4 protein-coding genes are annotated in these 16,067 nt (G+C 67.8%); all 4 read right to left on the minus strand.

Features of this window, described 5'->3' with window-relative positions; genetic code table 11:
• Positions 1–35: 35 nt before the first annotated feature.
• A complete protein-coding gene (locus tag ACQ4W0_RS25660; protein WP_436579317.1) occupies positions 36–13,697 on the minus strand; it encodes a filamentous hemagglutinin family protein in 13,662 nt (4,553 codons plus the stop codon).
• 186 nt (positions 13,698–13,883) lie between these two features.
• Complete coding sequence (locus tag ACQ4W0_RS25665) at positions 13,884–14,831, minus strand: FecR family protein (RefSeq protein ID WP_436579318.1); 948 nt, start codon at positions 14,829–14,831, stop codon at positions 13,884–13,886.
• Entirely contained in the window at positions 14,824–15,420 is a 597-nt protein-coding gene (locus ACQ4W0_RS25670) for an RNA polymerase sigma factor (RefSeq protein WP_436579319.1), read from the minus strand. Before ACQ4W0_RS25670 ends, ACQ4W0_RS25665 begins: the two co-directional genes overlap by 8 nt.
• Positions 15,384–16,049, minus strand: a complete 666-nt coding sequence (locus tag ACQ4W0_RS25675; protein ID WP_436579320.1) for a secretin and TonB N-terminal domain-containing protein — start codon at positions 16,047–16,049, stop codon at positions 15,384–15,386. Before ACQ4W0_RS25675 ends, ACQ4W0_RS25670 begins: the two co-directional genes overlap by 37 nt.
• Between the last annotated feature and the right edge of the window lie 18 nt (positions 16,050–16,067).

The raw sequence follows: 16,067 nt of genomic DNA on the forward strand, positions 1-16,067 counted from the left end.
GGCGACTGCCGAATGTCATCAAATGTTCATAAAACTCACGGTTGCAGGCCGCGCCGCTCGTTCGGCGTGAGCGCCTGCAGCTGCGGCGCCGTCAAAGGCCCCGCGCCCAGCACCTGCACCACGCCGGCCGGCTGGTAGCTGGACGCTTGCGGCTCGCCCCCCTGGTGCTTGCCGGCACCGCCCTCGTCCGCCTGTTCGTTGCCAAAGCCCAACACTTTCACCGTGAACAGCGATGGCAGCGCCTGGCGCGTGGCCGCCCGTTCGCGCTGCAGCACGTCCTGTGCCGCAGTGACGGCTTGCGTAGCGGCCGCGCTGGCATTGCTGAGCGCACCCACGTTCACCGCGGCGATGACAGGCATGCCCGTCGACTTGCCCTGCACCTGGATGTTTTCCGCGTTCACCACTTGCAACGCGGCCAGGTTGACGTTGCCCGAGACGCGGATGCCCGCCTCGCCCGCGTCGATGCTGCCCAGCGGGGCGATCAGGTCGATGTCGCCAGGCGGCACCTCCGGGATCGGGTTCAGCGTGGCTATGCCGGCGCCAGTACTTGGCGTGCTGGGTGAGAGGCTGACCAGGCCGATGCTGTCGTAGCTGCGGCGCTGCGGCGTGTAGACGACGGTGGACTTGGTGCCACGGCCCGCGTTGATGTCGCCCGTGGCCGACCAGGCCAGGATGTTGCCGCCGAAGGTGGTGAAAATGCGGCTCTGGCCCAGCAGGATGCTGTCTTTCGCATACATCTGGATCTCGCCCGCCCCCTGCGTCAGCACACCCGAGCCTTCACCCGGCGCATAGCCGCCATCAACGCCGATCAGGGCCCGCCCGCCCGGCACCGTGATGCCGATATCGCCGCCGAAATCGGTGTGGATGCCGGCATCGTTGACGATCACGTGCGGCACGTTGACCGTCGGACGCCCCGCCTCGGTCCACTCTTGCGGGCTCAGGTAGCGCACGCCCGCCAGCGGCCGCTTGGTGTAAATGCCCGCGTAATCATCGACGGTATAGAGAGCGCTGCTGAACATCGTCAGGTCGCCCTTGTACTCGATCGTCTTGCCCGCCTTGTCCTGCGATGGGAACAGGGTGGCGATCGCTTCGCGGCCGCGCAGGTAGCTGCCGCGGCGCATGCCGTCCGGATCGTTGTATTCGCGCCCGGCCGCCTTCAGCTCGGCAAAGTAGACATTGCTCAGGTACACCTGCTGCTGTTCCTTCGGCAAGGCGGCAAAGAAGCTGCGCGCATCGGTGGCCGGGTCGTAGCGGATGCCCAGGCCGCTGTCGCCGCCAAAGCGCGTCGTCAGCCAGTTCACCAGGTGCAGCTGGCTCACCAATGCATATTCGCGCGCCAGGTCGCGCCGCACGCCGCCCGTTTGCTGGCCGGCCTTTTCCAGTTCCGCCTGTTTCGTGCCCAGGAAGGCGGACGCGCCCGCCTCGTCGCCTTTGTAGCCAAACTGGCCGCGCAGCCAGTCGGCCAGCGTCAGCTTGCCGCCGTAGACGTACACGGCACTGCCGGCCTGGTCGGCCAGCGGCCGGCCCGGGTCGGCCAGCTTGGCCGGGTCCAGGTAGCGCGCCGCGAAGGCCGCATAGTCGGGACCATTGCGGCCCACGCCGGCGGCCACGCTGATGCCGGCGCCATTGCCGCGTTCGCCGGGGCCGGCGCTGACGATGGAACCGATACTGCGCAATTCCGCCTTGTCGGCCAGGTACAGGTCACGCCCGGCGCTCACGTTCAGCTGGCCCGGTCCCGCCACATAGAAGGTGCTGTAGCGGATATCGCGCCCGGCGCTGACGACGGAAACGTCGGCGGCATTGCGGTGCACGAACAGGTTGCCGCGCGCGGAAGAACTGCCGGTGACGACCGGCTTGTCCGGATAATCGGGCCGGCCGGCAAAGCCCTGGCTGGTCCATCCCGCCGCGCCTTCCGGCACGCCCTCGACGCTGCCAAGCGGCGTACCGGAATTGACGATGTCGCGTCCGGCGCGCACGGCCACGGCGCCACCGCCCTCGTACCACACGCCCAGCGGACCCGTTTCACCTTTCAGTGTCCCCCGGTACACGATGCCGCCCGTGCGCAAGCCAACGATGTCGCCGCTGTTGGCATAGAAATGCGCGGGCAGCTGGCCCAGCGGCACATAGTCCGACACCGTCGGCGCTGTCATGCTGAATAAGGGATACAGCTGCTGCGTTGCGTCGCTGGCGCCATTCGGCGTCGCACCAAACCATTTCAATGCACCGGGCGCCAGCGCATTCGCACTGACGTTATGCAGCGGCAGCAAACCGTACCAGACCTTGTCCAGTGCCCCGACGAAGCCGGGATTGAACGGATTCGGCAACAGGCGCGGATCGGCGCCCGACGGCGTGATCGGATAGCCGGCCGCATGGATGGAGTCCGCCGCCAGCATTTCCAGCTGGCCCGTGCCCGTCCTGACAAATTGCGGCGCCACCGGCGACGGCGCCAGGATCACGCCGTTTTGCGGCATCTCAACCTTGCTGCCCTCGCCCAACCTGCCCAGGCTGGCATTGCCGTAATACAGGCTACCGCTGGCGGCCACGGCGCGCAGCACGGACGGCATGATGAAGCGCCCATCCGTTGGCGCGTGGTTGTCGCCCGGCGCCGCATTGATCCAGGCCGAAGTCGGCGTCAGATTGCCGCCGGCGCTGAACAGATCGATGGCGGTGGCCGGGGTCCACAGCGAGAACCAGCTCCAGCCCTCGCCCTTGCGCTCCACGCCCTGGTAGTTGAACGGCGAGCCGTTGGCCAACTGCTTCACGCGGCCCGCATCGGCCGTGCCGCCCAGCACCAGGTCGCCACGCGCATCAATGCGCACGCCGCTGTCGCCGGGCACCAGGATAGGTCCGCCGCTGGCAATCGCCGTGCCCGCCGTATAGGTTTCATATGGCCGCGATTCCTTCGGGTCGGCGCGGTCGAAACGCAGCTCGACGCCGCCCACGGCGCCCGCCTCCATGCGCAGCGCGCCGCGCAGATTGGTAAGGGTGCTGTTGAGCGTCGGATACTGGCGCTCGAAGCGCGTATCGGCATTCGGGACGTCGCTGTTGGCATCGAAGCTGCGCACCGCGGCGACAGGGTTGAGGCCGCCGCCGATGCGGATGTCGAGGTCGCCGCCACCCGTCAGCAGCAGCTTGCCGTCCGGCGTCACCCTGCCCGTGCTGCCCACGGCCACGTTCAGGCCCTGGCTGCGTGGCGCATACTCTCCACCCGGATCGGCGCGCGAGGTCAGCATGCCGGCGTCGCCGCCCGCCTGCAGCAGCACATTGCCGCCACCGAGGGTGCCGATGCCCGTAAAGCCCGACACGATAGGCTGGCCGGCAAACAGGTCGCCGCCTTCGGGGCGCGCGACATAGGTGCCGAAGTTGATCCACCATGCCGTCGGCACGCCCGCGCCCGTGCTGCCGCTGCCCTGACGCCACAGCCAGGTACCGATGTCGCTGGTGTCCTGCTGCGCGTTCAGGGTGCCGATGGCATCCTCGCGGCGGGTGAGTGCGGTGCCCACGGTGTCGCCCTTGACGTCGCCCTGGGCGCGCAACAGCAGGTTGCCGCCGTGCTCGGGATACCAGGCGCGGTACAGGCTCTCGCTGCCACCGTCGACGAAGCGCGTCAGCCTGTTGTCCAGGGCACCGAGCAACTGGCCCTTGGCGTTGATGCCGCGCGGCAGGTTGAACAGATCCTTGCCATCGACCAGCGGCGAGGCCGACTGCGTGCCCGCCGTGTAGACGCCATACAGTGTACGCATGTCGAAATCGCCGGCAGCCAGCAAATCGAGGTCGCCCATGCCCGTGCGCAGCACGCTGAGCAAGGGCTGGCGCGCCGGCGCAATCACGTCCCGGTATTCGGGCGGCGTGCCATCGGCGATCTTGACCACGAGCACGCCAATACCCCAGTCGTTGTAGTCAAGAAGGTCTTGTTCATTGGGAAATTGGCTCATATCGATCGGCGTTCCCGGTTCCTGCCCAATCTGGGCGGCATCGTCGCCCCATAGGTATTGTCCGGGTAAGCCGGTGCCTGGAATTAACTCGCGGGCAGCGCCCATGCCGTAATGCGTATCGGCCAGCATCAGATGGGCATCCTTCGCATGCGGGCGCAGCGCGCGCGTATCGGCGGCGGCCGTATCGGCGCCGCCCACCAGGCGCAGCGACCACGCTTGCGAACCCTGGGCCAGCATGGGCGCCAGCGCCAGGTTGCGGCCCTGATTGCCCGTGCTGTCGCCCGCGCGCAGCGAGACCATGGTCGCGTCGCCAGGCAGCCTGACCAGCGTGCCGGCGGGCAGCACGCTGCCCTTGTCCAGCGCCAGCGCCGACGCCAGCACCACGCCGTTGACGAGATTGACACTATCGCCCGTGTCGCGCGGCTTGCCTTCCGGGAAAGGCAAGGCCACGTTCGCCGGCCATACCATGGCCGCCACCTTGGCCGCGCCAGGCAGGCGCAGGCCGGGGTCGAGCTGCATGCCGCTCGACAGGGTCAGCGCCTTCGGCAAGACGGTGCCGGCCGCGTACAGCACGCTGCCGTCGGTATTGCGCACGGCGCCGCCCAGCACGCTGCCGGCAGGCAAGTTCAGCTCATCCGTCAAGGTGGCGGGCGCCGCCAGCAAGGTGCCGCCGCGCAACTGCATCGGCTTCATCGGCACGGCGAAATTGACGCTCGTGCCCGATTTGAAATACGTGTCTTCGGCCAGGGTCACCAGGCCCGCTTGCGGCACGACGACCTCGCCGCCCCACGGCAAGCGGCCCTTCACCAGTTGCCAGCCCTGGTCGTCCGGCGTGATGGGCAAGCTGCGGGTATCGAAGCCATCCGTGATACTGCCAAAAACGCTGAGCTTGCCACCGGCGCGCAGCACCAGCGCACCGGCCTCGCCAGAGCCGTACACGCCGCTCAGGCGCGCCTGGGGATTGACGCCGTCGTAGCGTTGGCCGGACAGGTCGATGTCGCCATCGATATGCAAGTCGCCGCCCGGCGTGGCGCTGACGATCTCGACGCCGGGGCGCAGATGGAATGCGTTCGCGTCGCCGCGCAAGCCGCGCAATTTGTTGTTCATCAAGTTGCCGTTCGCCAGCGCATGGGCCATGAAGGCCTGGCTGTCCGCATGCTTGTCGTCCAGGTAAGCCTGGTTGATGCTCTGGTAGCTGCGGCCATCCGCATCCTTGCCCGTGCCGGCCGGCGCATCCTTGTATTGCCAGAAGGCATTGACGTTGATAGTGCGCGCGCCGGCGATGTTCAGCGTGCCAGCCGCATCGATATCGATATCGTCGCCCGTCGCGCCGCCCAGGCGGCGCGCGTTCAGGTCGATGCTGCCGTAGTTGCCGCCCTTGTCGCCGCTGCGCAGGTCCATCCGCGCGCCATTTTCCAGGGTCAAGCGTCCGCCAGGCGCAGCGAGTTCGATCACGGCGCGGTTCGGCGCCTCGATCACTTGCCCGTAGCTGTCCGTGCGCAGCAGCGTGCCATGCGCGTCGAGCACGGCGCCGGACTTGATGGTGACGCCGTCGCGGCCGGCCAGGCGGATGCTGCCCACCTGTTCGCCGCTGGCATCGATGCGGCCGTTCACCGTCAAGCTGCCGCCATCGACGGACACGCTCACTTCGCGCGCCTTGAGCTCGTCGCCGATGGCCAGATCGCCCTGCTTGAGCTGGAAGCTGCGGCTGCCGAATACCTTGCCCGTGTTCAGGCGCTGGTTCAGGCCGGCAAAGTCGCCGACCTTCTGGGCGCGGATCTCCACGCCGCCGGCCGCGTAGGGCACCAGAGTACCGCCCGCGTCATAGCTGCCACTGGCGCCGCCCAGCAAAGTGCCGCGCAAGTCGGCCGTGCCGGCCGCGTCGCCCGTGGCGATCACGCTCAGCTTGCCGGCGCGGTTGTTCACGGCCGACACGTCGATCACGGAAGCGGCCGCCTGGCGCACGTCGCCTACACGGCTGTCGAGGATCACGTCGCCGCCCCAGCTGTATTTGCTGGTGTCGTAGAAATCGATCTTGCGGCCTGCCAGGTCCAGCTTGGCCTTGTCGCCCAGCAATACATCGCGCTCGGCTGACAGGGTCAATTTTCCGCTCGGCAAGACCACCGACGTATCCACGCTGACGCTGTTGCCGCTGAGCGCCACTTCGGCGCCCAAGGCGCCGGCCAGCGCTACATTCGTCGGCGTGGTGGCGGCCGCGCCTGCCGGTGCGCTCACCTTCAGTTCGCCGCCCGCCGTGATGCGGTTGACGGAACCGGCCGCGCCCGTCAACAGCGGCGTGTTGATGACCACATCGCCGCCGCTGTAGCGGTAGCCGTTGATGGCCGTATCCCAGGCGCCCTGCGACTGGTAGACGGACAGGCTGCCCTTGTTGTTGGCGGTGAGCTGCTCGCTGGCATTCAGTGCCACCTGGCCGAAACCCAGTATCAAACGGTCCATGTTATGGATGGTGTCGGGACGGCTGTCCGGCGTGAAACCGAACTCGATGCGCTTGGCGTCGACCTGCAGGCGGCCACTGCCAGTGCCGGGGCCAGCCGTGACGACGGCGCCGGGCGCATTCGTCGCGCCCTGCCACACGAGGGTGTCGGTATGGATGCGCGCCAGCGCGTCCGTGCCGCCATAACCGTAAATGGCGGGCGTATTGAGCACCAGGCGCGACAGCGACGACTTGCCCGTGGCCGCGTCGATGGTCGACAGTTGCGCAGAATCATAGAAGTTGAAGGAGTTGCGCGCCGTCAAGCCCAGGCTTTCCAGCGCCGGTGCGCCCGTGCTGGTATCGCCGCGCAGCAGGCGGTCGAGCACGCCCTGGTTCAGCGCCAGGCCGTCCGGCAAGGCACCGCGGGCGCTGGCGTCGGCCAGCGAGGCTGCGCTGCCGATATTGATAGCCCCCATCGCCAGCACCAGGTTGCGCGTGCCGTAGCGCACGTTGTCGCGCAGGGTAAAGGCGCGCTCCGTCACGGCGGCGATGGTGCCTTCCGAATACAGCGAGGTCGTGCCGCCGCAGGCGACCGGCGTCTTCGCGCACGCGCCGATGTCGATGATGCCGGGACCATCCGAATCGGACGGCGTGCGCACGGCCGGCAGCATGTCCAGCCAGCCGTTCGAGACGGCCAGCATGCTGCCCATCGGCTGGTACACATAGCCGTCGCGCGAGTCCCAGGCCGCCTTGCCGCGGCCCAGCGTATTGATGCCTGAACCCTGTTCGAGGAAGATGCCATCAGTGGTTTTCGTGGTCACCAGGAATACTTCGGCCGCCTTCAGCACGGCACCGTCGCGCAGCACGATGCCACCCGCCGATTCGTTGATGGCGGCGATATTGGCGCGCTGGTTGCTGCCCGTACCGATATCGTTGTAGGTGACGCGCGGCAAGCCGCCGATGCCCAGGCGCTGGGCGCCAAAGGCGTTGATCTGCGAGGCGTGCACGGACACGCCATTGAAGTCCGCCAGCGGCGCCGTGCCATCGGCCAGCACCTCGTAGCGGGTCGATGCATGGCCGCCCGTTCCCAGCAGCAATGAGCCGCCAAAGCCGCCCTCGGCCGGCGCGTACAGGGCGCTGCCATCCATCATCAGTGGCGTGTGGTTATCCTCGACGCTGTGCAGGAACGGGACGATCAGCTGCACGCGCACGGCCTTGGCGTCGCGTTCCAGCATGGCGCGCGGCACGCCGTCGCGCGTGGCCTGCGTCACGGCAAAGGCGGCATAGCCCGTTTCATTGTATTGCGAATAGCTGCGCAGCACGTCGGCTGGCGTCAGGATGGCCTGGCTGGGCACGGCGTCGCGGATCGCCGTGCCGGCGATGCCCGTCTGCGCCGCCGTGGCATACGAACCGTTGCGCATGGCCACCGTGCCGCCCGCCTCAACGGCGCCGGCCAGGCCATTCAATTCCACGCGGAAAGCGCCCGGCAGCAAGGCGAAGTTCGAGGGCAGCAGGGTGTAGGTACCGGCCGCCAGGCCCGGCACGCCCGCGGCGATGGTGATCTGGCGCCCCACGGCGGGCTTGCCCGCACCTTGCTCGGCCGTCAAAGGCGCCACGTCCGGCTGCACGCCGGGAATGATGGCGTACACGGGGTTGGTATTCAGGCCGGGCAGGGTGAAGCCGCCGTTCGGCTTCATCTGCACCAGCGGATTGAGACGCGCATCGGTGGAGCCGCCGCGCCCGGCCAGGAAAGCCGCGCCCGTCAAGATGCCGCCGCCCGACAGGTCGAGGACGGCGCCGGCTTGCACGTCGACGGCGGCGCCCGTCAAGGCGATCTCGGGGCCGTTGCCCACGCCCTTGAGCACGACATCGTTGCCGTCATACAGGTAGCTGAGGCCATCGAGCGTGCCGCCATACGGCATCGTCAAGCCTTTTGCGCTGACCGACGTCAGGCTGCCTGGCAGCAGATTGACATGGCCCGTGTAGGCTTCATAGCCTTCCGCGCCCAGGGTGATCTGGCCCAGCGGCGCGCGCAGCACGCCACGCTGGTTGATGGTGGGCGCAACCAGGCTCAGGCTGCCAAACACGGAGTAGGGCTGGTTCGGCGTGGCGCCGTCGGCGCTGCGCTCGATATTGAGCATGCGCAGCGGATCGAGCGTGACCCGCACATTGCCGAACTCGTCGACCCGGCTACTCTGGCCCACCATGACCATGCCGCTGTCGCCCGTGGCAGGATAAATCTGCGCGGCCACCAGGGTGGCGTTGCCCGGCTGGTACAGGGCGGCGTTGTTCGACATGCGCAAGTCGCCGCGGCTGTTGAGGGTCAGTTGCTCGAAGGCATCGCGTTCGACGGCCAGCGGCTTGCCGCTGCTCTGCACGATCTCGCCCCGCGTGCCCATGTTGACCTCGCCCGCGAGATCGAGCATGCCCGCATCGATCTGCAGCAGGGAACCATCGGCCACCAGCGGCACGCCCAGCATGCCGCGCCCCTTGCCCGAATTTTTCGAGCCTTTCACGGCATTCGGCACGATGAAGTTATCCTTCTGTCCGCGCATGGCCGTACCCAGGCGCACATACGGTGCCGCCAGGTGCACCTGGCTGGCAAGGCTGCTCGCCTTGTCCTGGCCATCAGCATCCAACTGCGGCGGCTGCTGCGCCAGCCCCAGCGAACTGGCGCTCAGGCGCAGGCTCTGGCCCAACGCCAGCTTGACGTCGCCATCCATGCTGAGCATGCCGTTCACATGCATGGCCAGGTTATCGAAGCCGCCAGCCTGCACCCGGTCGACGCCCAGGCGCGCACTGCCGTAGCGCAAGGCGTCATCCCGCTGCCCCGCGCGCAAATCGGCCGGCAAGACGCTGTCGCCCTGCACTTGCGCCAGCACGAATTCGCGCGGCACCCGCACCGCATTGTCGACGGCGTCGCCTTGCAGCGTCTGGCGGTCCACCTGGCCATAGTTGGGCGTGTCCAGCGCCATTGCCAGGGTGCCGCCGGCCGCACCGGCGCCACCAGCCGCCGCGCGCAGGGTGCCATCGGCAAAGATGCCGTTATACGAACTGAGCGAAATCAAACCGCCGCTGCCGGCCACCTTGACGGCGCCCTGCTTCGGCAAGTCCAGCGTGGCTGCCGCGCCGCTAGCGTCGAGCAGTGCGCCCGGGCGCACCACGACAAAGGCATCGGCCGCATCGACGCTGGCGGCGTCGGCCTTGTAGCGCGCACCGATTTCGATACTGCCGCCCTTGTCGGCGCGGCCATAGCGCCCGCCCCGCATGTCGGTGGCGACGGTGGCGCGGCCCGCGACGTCGAGCACGGCGTGTTCGCCGATCCAGATCGAGGTGGCTTGCCCCTTGCCGTTCGGCACATCGGCATCGCTGCCCGTGCCAAACGTGCCCGGCAGGATGGCGATCTTGCCGCCCCAGGCGTCGAGCCGGCCGTCGATGCTCATCTGGCCATTGCCCGTCAGGCTGATCTGGCGACCCGGATCGACCGTGACGACGGCGCCTTGCGCCACCACCAGTGCGCCCTTCACGTTCGGACTGCCGGCCGTCAGCGTCAGGTCGGCGCCGGCCCGTTGCGTCAAGCGGCCGTTGCGCGCATCTTCCTGGTACAGCTCTGGCGTCCACACTTCCAGCGCGGCGCCAGGATCGGTGCCGCCCGCTACCGTGTGGCCGGTGGCGGGATTGAAGCGCAGCACGGGCATCCGCACATCGATCTGCGCATTGTTGAGCACCACGACGCCATCGCGGCCCGTGACGGCATAGTCGGCAAAGCCTCTCTGGAACAGGCTGGCGTCCAGCGCCAGCATGGGCTGGACGGCAACGTCGCGCCCCAGCATGGTGCCGGTCGGCAGCAGCACGCCGTGCGGCGTGCGCACGTCGTCGGCGGCGATGCTGCCGACCGCATACTGCGTCGTTATCGGCAAGATGGGCAAGCCGTTGGGAAAGGCCGCCGCCGAGACCACGAATCCCGTAGTGAGACCGTTGATGGCCGTTACCACGCTGCCGGCGGGCGCGATGGAACCGCCCTGGACATACGTCGTGCCGTTGATGAAGAAGTTCGCACCCTGCGGTACCAGCAAGTCGGCCTCCAGCACCAGCGGTTTCTGCGTCGACACATCCGCCGTCACGGGCTTGGCCAGGGTCTGGCCCGGCTTGATCAGGCTGGTGATGATGGCGAAATCAAAGGGGATCTTCTCGCCCTTGGCAATCAGGAATTCATCGGCCAGGCGCAGGCCCACGGGGGCGCTGCTTCCCGCAGGCAACACGTCGCCACCCTGCAGCTTGCCGCCGATGCTGACAGCCGTGCCGCTGTCGATCGTCAGGCGCCCGCCGCCCTTCACGCCGTGGCCGCGCAACTCGCCGTCGAGCTTGAGCAAGGCGCCCGTCGGCGTTTTTTCGCGCGGCAAGTCGACGGCCAGGGTGATGTCGCCGCCACGCCCGCCCTGCAAGCTGCCATTGCTCATCAGGGCGGCGCCGGACGAAACATCGATGACGCTGCCGCCGGCCAGTTCGATGCCGCCCGAACTTTTCAGTGTGACCTTGCCGCCATTGACATACGGCAAACCGGCGCTGGCAGCCGGGTCCAGCTCCAGATTACTCCACAGACCGCGCGCATCGAGGCGCACGCCGGGCGCCACGCGCACGCCGGCAGGGCCAGCGGGACGCCCTTCGGGCGACACGGGCGCATCGAGCCACACAGCGCCCGTGTTCGCCAGATAGCGCGACACCATGTTGCCGGCGGCGATGCTGCCACTGCGCGCGCTCACATTGGCCTTGATCGCCACGTCGGTGGCGTGCAGGGCGATGTCACCGCCATCGGCCACGCGCACGTCGGCATTGACGTCGAGCTTGTCGTAGGCGTAGATATTCAGCGCGCCCAGCTCCAGTCCGTTGAGCCAGTCCGCATCGAGCTGCAAAGTCTTGCTGCGCGCGGCTGGCAAGGCTTCGCCCAGCAACTGGCCATCGGCGACAGACGCCACCTTGCCGATTTGCACGTTCTCCAGCGCGGCTTGCGGGCTGTCGCGCAGCTGGCCCGTCTTGGCATCGAACACGGGCGTCATTTTGCCCACGATCAATTGACCGGCACGCGCCGCCGCCGTCTGCGCCTGCTTGTAGCTCTCTATGCCTTCATCGCGCTTGCGTTGCTGGCGTTCGCCCTGGAACACGGACGTATCGATGTCGCCTTCCAGCACGGCAGCGCCCGTGGAGACGATCAGGCGGCCCGCGTCGCGGCCCACCGTATAGCCGTTTTCCAGGCGTTCGCGCGGGCCGATCAAGGCATTCGCGTATGTTTCCGTCGTGTTCGCGCCCCAGCGCGCATGCGTGCTTTCGTAGCCGCGATACAGCCCCGTGTACAGGTTGTCGCCGGGCGCCGTGCTCAGCTTGGCCATCGCGCCATCGGCGCCCTTCAGCCAGGTCTGCTTGACCATGCCTGTCTGCACGTCCAGCGAGCCGCCGGCGATGTTGATGCGCGATCCGGCCTGCGTCACCACTTCGCCGCCGCCAAAGCCGACGGTGCCGCCCTGCGCTGCCCACTCGCCGATGCCGTGGCCGCTGGTGTTCAGGTAGCCGCTCACTTCCAGCAAGCCGCCGGCCGTGTACCAGCGATCCGTGGCGTAGCCGTTCGTGCCGGCCGGCACCAGCACCAGGTCGCGGCGGTCGACCCACACGTCGCTGTTGTTCAGGTATTTGGCGTCGCGGCTGCCCGGTGCGTCGCGTTGCTCGTTGCCCTGCACATTGATCAGCACATTGTTGCTGCTCATGTCGACCTTCACGCCGACGGCGCCGGAGACGTCGATAACGGCATCGCGCGCCACGTGGCTGCGGCGGGCCGCATCGACCAGCACCTGGCCACCCGTGGCCAGGGTCAGCGAATCGCCCTCGAAGGCCACATTGCCGGCGGAGACGATGCGCACCAGCGACTGGTCGCGCCGGTCCCCGATGCCTTCCGTGCCCTTGCCCGCATCTTTCAGCAAGGTATCGCGCTGCACGTCCAGCGCGGTAGCGCGATTGTCGTCGATGAGGATGGCGCTAATGCTGCCGCGCGCCAGGGTGACATTCGCGTCCGCACCTGCCGCCGCCAGATGGATGCTGCCGCGGCCATTGACGGTCGTGCTCGACAGCAGCACACCATCCTGGCGCACGCTATTGCCGCTGAGCGTGATGTCGCCCGTCGCCGCCTGGATCACGCCGTTGTTGACGACGCTGCCGGCGCCGCTGCCGGCCACGCGCAGCATCTCGACTTCATTGCCGCGCGTGCTCGAATACTGGTTCTTGTCCGTGCCCTGGCCCTGGCGTACGGCGATGGCGTCGCCGGCGGCCAGGGTCGTCTGGCCATTGGGCGTGGTGATAACGCCAGCGTTTTCGACGCTGCGGCCAGCCAGCAGCACATAGCCGCCACCCTCGGTGACCGTCTGCGGCTTGCGCGTATCGATGCGCGCGCCAGCGGCGACGACGACATCGGCGTCGGCCTTGCCATGCGTATAGGTATTCTGGCCCAGCTGCAAGTCATTCGCGAAGGTCGGCACGGCACCCGTGCCCTGCGCCTTGCCGTACAGGCCGCTCTTGAACTGGCTGTCGCTCATGCCCATGGCGGCCGCCGCCAGGTTGCGCGTATCGATCTGGCTGCTGCCCGTAAACACGATGCCGTTGCGGTTGACGATCATCACCGTGCCATCGGCCTTGATCTGGCCCTGGATCTGGCTGGGACGCGCCAGCGGATCATTGACGCGGTTCAACACGGCCCAGTTCGATTTCTGCTCGAATTGCAAGGTGGTGTTCTTGCCGACGTTAAAGCTTTCCCAGTTCAAGATCGCCTTGTCATCCGTCTGCACGACCTTCACGACGGTCTTGCCGTCGGCCTGGGTTTGCACAGGCCCCTGGGCATTGAGCCAGCCGGCCGTCAGGCTATTGCTGTCGACCTGCAAGCCGCCCTTGACCAGGCCATCGGGGGCGCCGCCCGCCGCCTGCGCCGCCTGGCGCGCAGCCGCCTGCACCGCCTGCTCGGCGGCGATGCCGCGCGCGGCCAGCAAGAGATTGTTCAGCGATTGCTGCAGCTTGCCTTCCGCCTTCTGCTGCTGGAGCAGGGGATTGTTCAGCGATGTTGCCAGCTGGCCATTCGGCAAGCGTCCCGTGGTAGCCGCCGTGCCCTGCTGCGCGCCCTTGCCGGCAAACCAGGCACCGCTGAACGGCTGCTGTGCCTGCGCACCACCCGCCTGCAACAGCATGGCGATGGCCAGCGCCAGCGGTTTCAATCGCACCGGGCGTCCAGTCCGGTTGCCCGCCATGGCGGAGGAGGATGCGTGTTTCGTGACCGACTTGCTTCGCTGCATGGCGACATTCCCTTTTCATGTTCCGTTGCTGACCGATATCGCGAAAAGGCGCGCGGCACGCACGGGGCGGGCGGCAGGCACTGAATCGCGGCTTCCAGCAGCATTGACAGGGAACAAGGTCCGGGACTGCAAAAGGTCATGAAAATGTCATAATTGGTGACCAGCCTTGGCGCGCCAAGGCGGGGCTCAGCCGAACAGCACGATGCCGCCCGGCAAACGCGTCACGCGCGCACCATACGCATCCTGGATCAGGGCGATCACATCGTCGAGGCGGTCGAGCGAAAAGCTGGCTTGCACGCGCGCGTGTTGCAGGGCGTCGCCATTGAGGATCAGCTTGCCGGGACGGTAGCGGTTCACCTCGTCCACCACCTCGGCCAGCGTGCTTTGCTTGAATACCAGCAGGCGCTGGCGCCACGCGCTGACCTCGCCCTTCGCCACCGCGCGCGCGATGCCAAAATGCTCGGGCCGGTAGCGCAGCTGCTGCCCGGCGGCCAGTTCCGCATCGTTGCCGGCCTGCACCACGCGCAGGCGGCCTGCCAGGCACGTCACGCACACTTCCTGGCCAAACAGACGGATATTGAAACGCGCGCTGCCGGCCGATACCGTGCCGTCGCCCGCCTGCACGCGCACCCTCGCCGCGCCGCGCAAGCCGGCCTGGAATTCCGCCTCGCCCGCCAGCAGCACCAGCGCCGCGGCGCCGTCCTGCAGGGGCGCCGCATCGAGGCGCGTCTGCGTATTCATCTGCACCAGCACGCCGCCATCGAGCGCCACTTCGCGCTGCTCGCCCGTGCCCGTGGCGTAGTCGGCGCCCAGGCCCGCCACGACTGGCCACAGGTCCGTGGGCGGGCGCAGCACCAGCAAGCCCAGCGAGGCGGCCACGGCGCCGCCCAGCCAGGCGCGCCGCGCCGTGTTCACGGGCTGCTGCGCCCGCTTGACGGCGCGCGCCGCCGGCGCCATGGCGCCCCACACGGCACGCGCCTCGGCAAACGCCGTCGCATGCTTGCGGCTGCGCGCGCACCAGTGGCGAAACACTTGCGCGTCGCGTTCGCTGACCTGGCCCGAGGCTAGGCGCACGACCCACGCCTGCGCTTCTTTCTGGATGACACCCATATCGTCTTCCGCTTGTTCAATCATGATGTTTAGACGTTTTTCCCGCGCCGGGACCGAAGCGCTGGATGAAATCGCGTCCCATGCGTTCGCAGCAATGTTCGAGGCCGGCGCGCAATTCTTTCTCTACCGTGCGGGCGGAAATGCCGAAACGCTCGGCGATGTCGCGGTGCGGCAATTGATCGACGCGGGCGGCAATGACGATGGCACGCCGGCGTTTCGGCAACTCCTGCAAGGCCCGTTCCAGTTCTTCCAGCTCGGCGCGCGCGCTGAAGGTGCGGGCCGGGTCGGCCAATTCATCGGCCATCTCGTACAAATCGTCGATATCGGGCAGGCTGAGCAGGCGTGCATTGTCGCGGCGTTGATCTTCCGCAATATTGATGGCGATGCGCATCAGATACGCGGACGGATAGCTGATCGCCTCGGGTGCGTTCATCCGCTCCACCCGCAAATACGTTTCATGCAGCGCGTCATTGGCCAGGTCTTCCGAACCCAGGCGGCGCTGCAAATGGCGGCGAAACTGTCCGTAGCGCTCCAGGAACAGCTTGCGCAAGGTGGTTTTCAGCAATTCCGGCATGCTCAGGGCGCCCAGGCCAGGTGCAGATAGGGCGCACAATCGGCGTCCGGATCGGGCCGCGGCGTCAAGAGGATCGTCAGCGGCTGCGGCAGGCCCACGGGTGGCGCGCCATCCATCAGCAGGCTGCGCAGGCGTTGCAGCACGGCGCGGTCGCGCTGCGCCACGCCGCTCGGTTCGAGTACGTGCACGGCGCTTACCTTGCCCCGCTCATCGACCCACAACTGGAAGGCCAGGCGGTAGCGGCCGAAGGCGTCCGGGTGCAAGCGGCACAGGGCGCGCGTGAGCGAGCGCTGCAGGATGGCCGCATAGCCTTGCATGGGCGGCGCGGCAGGCGCCGCCTCGGCCCGCATGGGCGCCGGCGCCACGGGGGCCTCGGCCAGCGCCAGCAAGGTGAATGCATTGCTGCCGCTGAAGCGCGCGCCCAGTTGCGTGCCGGCCAGCAAGCGCTGCAGCGCCTCGGCCGGCGTGTAGTCGCCGCGCACGGGCGAGGCCACACGCCCCGCCGCCAGCTGGCTACTGACCAGCACGGAATACCCGGTCACTTCGCCAAACGCCACCAGGGCCGCGTCGAGCGGCTGGGCGGGCAAGTCGAAGCGCAGGGTCGTGTGCGCGGCCGCATCAACACCGTCCGCACTGGCAGCGGGCCGCACGAATGTCATCAATGTCATCAATGTCATCAGCAAGCA

Source organism: Janthinobacterium breve (assembly GCF_051380895.1).
Taxonomy (GTDB): domain Bacteria; phylum Pseudomonadota; class Gammaproteobacteria; order Burkholderiales; family Burkholderiaceae_D; genus Janthinobacterium.